Source organism: Pseudomonas sp. PS01300 (assembly GCF_029960155.1).
GTDB lineage: Bacteria > Pseudomonadota > Gammaproteobacteria > Pseudomonadales > Pseudomonadaceae > Aquipseudomonas > Aquipseudomonas palmensis.
In genome coordinates, this window is sequence record NZ_JASCPN010000117.1 from 1 (window position 1) to 5,880 (window position 5,880).

The window sequence follows — 5,880 nt, forward strand, 5'->3', positions numbered from 1 at the left end:
GGTCAAGCCCGCTCCCACAGAGGGCACCATTGAACCTGTGGGAGCGGGCTTGACCCGCGATGGATTCAACGCGGTCTTATTCTGCCCAAGGCAGAATCGGAATCGCCGTCACCGCGTTCTGCGGGCTGCCTTCGATCAGGCGGTCGCTGTACACCAGGTACACCAGCGTGTTGCGCTTCTTGTCCAGAAAGCGCACCACCTGCATGGTCTTGAACACCAGCGAGGTGCGCTCCTTGAACACTTCATCGCCATCCTTGAGCTCGCCCTTGAAGCGAATCGGCCCCACCTGACGGCAGGCGATCGACGCCTCGGCACGGTCTTCGGCCAACCCCAGCCCACCCTTCACGCCGCCGGTCTTGGCGCGCGACAGGTAGCAGGTCACGCCCTCCACCTTGGGGTCGTCGAACGCCTCGACCACGATGCGGTCGTTGGGCCCGACGAACTTGAACACCGTCGACACCTGGCCGATTTCCTCGGCACCGGCCAGCATCGGCAAGGCCAGCAAGGCGGCTGCAAAAATCCCTTTGATCACGCTCATTTCCTCATACCAGAATCAGGTTGTCGCGGTGCACCAGTTCCGGCTCGGCGCTGTAGCCCAGCACGGCCTCGATGGCCTCGGATGACTGGCCGATGATCTTCTGCGCTTCCAGCGCGCTGTAGTTGGCCAGGCCGCGCGCCACTTCAAGGCCGTCCGGCCCTACGCACACGACCATCTCGCCACGCCGGAAACTGCCCTGCACGGTCTTGACGCCCACCGGCAGCAGGCTCTTGTTGGCCTGGCGCAAGGCCTGCACCGCACCGGCGTCCAGCACCAGGGTGCCGCGGGTCTGCAGGTGCCCGGCCAGCCATTGCTTGCGTGCCGCGAGCATGCCGCGCTCGGGCGAGAGCAAGGTGCCCAGGCGCTCGCCGGCCTTGAGGCGGTCGAGCACGCGCTCGATGCGCCCGCCGACGATGATGGTGTGCGCCCCCGACCGCGCGGCCAGGCGCGCCGCACGCAGCTTGGTCTGCATGCCGCCACGCCCCAGTGCGCCACCGGTGCCGCCGGCCACGGCGTCCAGCGCCGGGTCATCGGCGCGCGCCTCGTAGATCAGCTGGGCTTCGGGGTTGTTGCGCGGGTCGGCATCGAACATGCCGTCGCGGTCGGTGAGGATCACCAGCAGATCGGCTTCCACCAGGTTGGCCACCAGTGCGGCCAGGGTGTCGTTGTCGCCGAAGCGGATCTCGTCGGTGACCACGGTGTCGTTCTCGTTGATCACCGGTACCACGCCCAGCTCCACCAGGGTACGCAGGGTGCTGCGGGCGTTGAGGTAACGCTTGCGGTCGGAGAGGTCGTCGTGGGTCAGCAGGATCTGCGCGGTGTGCCGGCCATGCTCGGCAAAGCTCGACTCCCAGGCCTGCACCAGGCCCATCTGGCCGATGGAGGCGGCAGCCTGAAGCTCGTTCATCGCACTCGGTCGCTTGCTCCAGCCCAGGCGGCTCATGCCGGCAGCCACGGCCCCCGAAGAGACCAGCACCAACTCGACCCCTGCCTCATGCAGGGCCACCATCTGCTCGACCCACACGCCCATCGCCGCGCGGTCCAGGCCCTTGCCATCCGCCGTCAGCAACGCGCTGCCGATTTTCACGACCCAGCGCTGCGCACCCGTCACCTTGCTCCGCATCTTCTTCCAACCTATAGAGATCTTTAGATACCAAAACGCCGCTTGAAAAAGCGGCGTTTAGTGTACTGCAACGAATCAGTCGCGCACGTAAATGATTTCCGGGCCGTCTTCGTCGTCTTCCCAGTCGTCATCGTCATCATCGTCGCCGATGTCGTGCACGCTCTTGACGCCGGTACGGCGCAGGGCGCGCGCGTCGTCCAGGGCCTGCAGCTGGGCACGGGCCTCGTCTTCGATGCGCTGGTCGAGGTCGGCCAGCTCGTCGCGGTAGGCCGGGTCGGCCGCCAGGCGGTCGGCACGGTCTTCGAGGTAGCGCATGATGTCGCGGCTGAGCTGCTCGGTGCCCTGCTTGGAGATCGCCGAGATCACGTACACCGGGCCTTCCCACTGCAGGCGCTCGACCACTTCCTTGACGCGCTCGTCGCGCTCGTCGTCCATCAGCATGTCGGTCTTGTTCAGCACCAGCCAGCGGTCACGCTCGGCCAGCGACGGGCTGAAGCGGGTCAGCTCGTTGACGATGACTTCGGCGGCGTCGGCGCTGCTGCTTTCATCCAGCGGGGCCAGGTCGACGAGGTGCAGCAGCAGGCGGGTACGCGCCAGGTGCTTGAGGAAGCGGATACCCAGGCCGGCGCCTTCCGAAGCGCCTTCGATCAGGCCGGGGATGTCGGCGATGACGAAGCTCTTCCAGCGGTCGACGCTGACCACGCCCAGGTTCGGCACCAGGGTGGTGAACGGGTAGTCGGCGACTTTCGGCTTGGCGGCCGACACCGAACGGATGAAGGTGGATTTGCCGGCATTGGGCAAGCCCAGCAGGCCGACGTCGGCCAGCACTTTCATTTCCAGTTTCAGGTCACGCTGCTCGCCGGGCTTGCCCGGGGTGGTCTGGCGTGGCGCACGGTTGGTGCTGGACTTGAAACGGGTATTGCCCAGGCCGTGCCAGCCGCCCTGCACCACCATCAGTTTCTGCCCGGCCTTGACCAGGTCGCCGATCACTTCCTGGGTGCCCGCGTCGATCACGGTGGTGCCGACCGGCACGCGCAGGATCAGGTCGTCGCCCTTCTTGCCGGTGCAGTCGGTGCTGCCGCCATTGGAGCCGCGCTGGGCCTCGAAGTGACGGGTGTAGCGGTAGTCGACCAGGGTGTTGAGGTTTTCGTCGGCAACCATGTACACCGAGCCGCCGTCGCCACCATCGCCACCGTTGGGGCCACCGTTCTCGATGAACTTCTCGCGGCGGAAGCTCATGCAACCGTTACCGCCGTCACCGGCCTTGACCTTGATCGATACTTCGTCAACAAACTTCATAAAAACCGCCTCTCGTCAGTTGGACGAGCTGAGTGACACAAAGACATAAGGCTCTTGCAAAAGTGAGCGCGGCGGCCCCGATACGGCCAGAACACCAGCGCCGGCAGCCCATACAAACAGCTTTGCAAGAGACTCACCCCACAAACGAAAAAGCCCCGTCGCGAGACAGGGCTTTTCCAGCGATCGCGCGATTACTCGGCAACGACGCTCACGTAACGACGACCGAAGGCGCCTTTTACTTCGAACTTGATCTTACCCGCGATCTTGGCGAACAGGGTGTGATCCTTGCCCATGCCAACGCCGTAGCCAGCGTGGAATTGGGTGCCGCGCTGACGCACGATGATGTTGCCCGGGATGATAGCCTGGCCGCCATACATCTTCACGCCAAGGCGTTTGGCTTCTGAGTCGCGACCGTTACGGGTACTACCACCAGCTTTTTTGTGTGCCATGGTTCAATTCTCCAGAAATGGGGATTTGGGCGATTAAGCCGAAATACCGGTGATCTTGATTTCGGTGAACCACTGGCGGTGGCCCATACGCTTCATGTGGTGCTTACGGCGGCGGAACTTGATGATGCGCACTTTGTCGTGACGACCTTGCGAGATCACTTCAGCAACAACCTTGGCACCAGCAACGACTGGAGCGCCGATGTTCACGTCGTCGCCATTGGCAACCAACAGAACGCGGTCGAAAGTCACGGATTCGCCAGTGGCGACTTCCAGTTTTTCGATTTTCAGGTATTCACCTTCGGCGACTTTGTACTGCTTGCCACCGGTAACAATTACTGCGTACATGGGTATTTCTCCGATAATCCTGCTCACCCAGCTCTTTATAGGAAGAGTATTGGCTGGCATGGCTGCATAGGGCTGGAACGGCCCAGTGCAATTGCGTAAGGCAGGTGCTGCCCAGGAAGTTCAGGGTGCGCGATTGTACGCAAGCCAGCTTTGCCTTGCAAGTGTGGCCATTGACCCCACGGGCAGTGCGCCTTGACACGCCGGGACCCGCAACCTAGCATGCCGCGCAACCCTTATGGAGCACCTGTGGCCGATGCAACCCCAAGCTTTCTACCGTGCGGTAGCGGACGACTTCAGCGCCGTTGACGAGATCATCAAGAAGCAGCTGACTTCGCGTGTGCCGCTGGTATCGAAAATCGGCGACTATATTACCTCGGCCGGGGGCAAGCGTCTGCGCCCGCTGCTGGTGTTGCTGTGCGGCAAGGCACTGGGCCGCGAAGGCGACGACCTGCGCCTGCTGGCAGCCACCATCGAGTTCCTGCACACCGCCACCCTGCTGCATGACGACGTGGTCGACATGTCGGGCATGCGCCGTGGCCGCTCCACCGCCAATGCCCTGTGGGGCAACGCGCCAAGCGTGCTGGTGGGCGACTTCCTGTACTCGCGCTCGTTCGAGATGATGGTCGAGCTGGGCTCGATGCCGGTCATGCAGATCCTCTCCAAGGCCACCCGCGTGATTGCCGAGGGTGAAGTGCTGCAGCTGTCGCGCATTCGCGACGCCAGCACCACCGAGGAAGTCTACATGGACGTCATCCGCGGCAAGACCGCCATGCTGTTCGAAGCCTCCACCCACAGCGCCGCCGCACTGGCCGGCGCCAGCGATGAACAGCGCGAAGCCCTGCGTACCTTCGGCGACCACCTGGGCGTGGCCTTCCAGCTGGTCGACGACCTGCTCGACTACAAGGGCGACGCCGAGACCCTGGGCAAGAACGTCGGTGACGACCTGGCCGAAGGCAAGCCGACCCTGCCGCTGATCTACACCATGCGCGAAGGCACCCCCGAGCAGGCGGCGCTGGTGCGCCAGGCCATCCAGAAAGGTGGCCTTGAAGACCTGGAGAGCATCCGCAACGCAGTGGAGGCCGCTGGCGCGCTGGAGTACACCGCACAGATGGCGCGTGACTACGTGGCCCGTGCCATCGCCTGCCTGGACGTGCTGCCGGCCAGCGAATACCGCAATGCGCTGGTCGAACTCAGCGAGTTCGCCGTCGCCCGCACGCACTGATCCCCTGCCCGGCCCATCGCTCGATGGGCCTGCTTTTCCTCTGGCCGGCAAAACCCTATACAATGTGGGTTTTCTGCACGTAGTCCTGAGGAACCGTAGTGAGCACTTTGCCACCCTGCCCCAAATGCAACTCCGAATACACCTACGAAGACGCCAGCCAGCTGATCTGCCCCGAGTGCGCCCACGAGTGGTCGGCCAGCGGTGAAGCCGAAGCGGCCAGCGACGAAGCGGTGAAGAAGGATTCGGTGGGCAACGTCCTGCAGGACGGCGACACCATCACCGTGATCAAGGACCTCAAGGTCAAGGGCACCTCGCTGGTGGTCAAGGTTGGCACCAAGGTCAAGAACATCCGCCTGTGCGACGGCGACCACGACATCGACTGCAAGATCGACGGCATCGGCCCGATGAAGCTGAAATCGGAATTCGTGCGCAAGGTCTGACCCCTGCCTGCCCGGGGCTGCACTCGCAGCCTCGACCCTACCGCCCGGCGGTAATCGCAAGAAAAATCCAATAGTCACTTGCTATTTTGATAATAAGAATTATTCTCATTGAACGCTTTCAAGGAGAATAGCCATGACTTATCTGATAGACGCCTGGCTTGACCGCCCCCATCCGTACCTGCGCATCCTGCACCGCGAAACCGGCGAGGTATGCGCCGTGCTCGAAGAAGACGCGCTGGGCGAACTGCGCGACCAGGGCGACCTGGATCTTCACGGGTTGAATTCGAGCGAGCCTGTGGTGCTCAAGGAGCTGGTGAGGAATCTGTTCCTGTTCTGCTATGCCCGGGCGTTGCGCCCTGGGGGTGGCGCGCAGTGGAACTGAAAGCATCGCGGGTCAAGCCCGCTCCCACAAGGATCACTGCAATCATGAGACTGGCAGTGTACCTGTGGGAGCGGGCTTGACC

General features: G+C 63.2%; 8 protein-coding genes. 3 read left to right on the top strand and 5 right to left on the bottom strand.

The features are described from left to right. Positions 1-76: 76 nt before the first annotated feature. From QMX96_RS26290 to rplU, 5 genes are all read right to left on the bottom strand, one after another. On the bottom strand, positions 77-538 hold the full coding sequence (locus QMX96_RS26290) for a CreA family protein (protein ID WP_043860223.1): 462 nt from the start codon (positions 536-538) through the stop codon (positions 77-79). 4 nt (positions 539-542) lie between these two features. Beyond that, positions 543-1,661 carry a glutamate 5-kinase gene (gene proB, locus QMX96_RS26295; RefSeq protein ID WP_043860222.1) on the bottom strand — a complete coding sequence of 373 codons (1,119 nt, stop codon included), beginning with the start codon at positions 1,659-1,661 and terminating at the stop codon, positions 543-545. A gap of 75 nt (positions 1,662-1,736) precedes the next feature. After that, positions 1,737-2,960, bottom strand: a complete 1,224-nt coding sequence (gene cgtA, locus QMX96_RS26300) for an Obg family GTPase CgtA (RefSeq protein ID WP_043860221.1) — start codon at positions 2,958-2,960, stop codon at positions 1,737-1,739. Positions 2,961-3,151: 191 nt separating this feature from the next. Continuing rightward, entirely contained in the window at positions 3,152-3,409 is a 258-nt protein-coding gene (rpmA, locus tag QMX96_RS26305; RefSeq protein WP_010225698.1) for a 50S ribosomal protein L27, read from the bottom strand. A gap of 33 nt (positions 3,410-3,442) precedes the next feature. Then, positions 3,443-3,754: a 50S ribosomal protein L21 gene (gene rplU, locus QMX96_RS26310; protein WP_038614793.1), complete on the bottom strand. Its 312-nt coding sequence runs from the start codon at positions 3,752-3,754 to the stop codon at positions 3,443-3,445. A gap of 253 nt (positions 3,755-4,007) precedes the next feature. Between rplU and QMX96_RS26315 the strand changes: the two genes are divergently transcribed. The 3 genes from QMX96_RS26315 (at position 4,008) to QMX96_RS26325 (ending at position 5,798) form a co-directional block, all read left to right on the top strand. Next, the gene (locus QMX96_RS26315; protein ID WP_282362702.1) at positions 4,008-4,976 is read left to right on the top strand and encodes a polyprenyl synthetase family protein; all 969 of its coding nucleotides are present in this window, start codon (positions 4,008-4,010) and stop codon (positions 4,974-4,976) included. Between the two features lie 98 nt (positions 4,977-5,074). Beyond that, the gene (locus QMX96_RS26320; protein ID WP_043860219.1) at positions 5,075-5,416 is read left to right on the top strand and encodes a zinc ribbon domain-containing protein YjdM; all 342 of its coding nucleotides are present in this window, start codon (positions 5,075-5,077) and stop codon (positions 5,414-5,416) included. A 133-nt stretch (positions 5,417-5,549) separates the two neighbouring features. Further along, positions 5,550-5,798, top strand: a complete 249-nt coding sequence (locus tag QMX96_RS26325) for a hypothetical protein (RefSeq protein WP_043860218.1) — start codon at positions 5,550-5,552, stop codon at positions 5,796-5,798. Positions 5,799-5,880 lie beyond the last annotated feature (82 nt).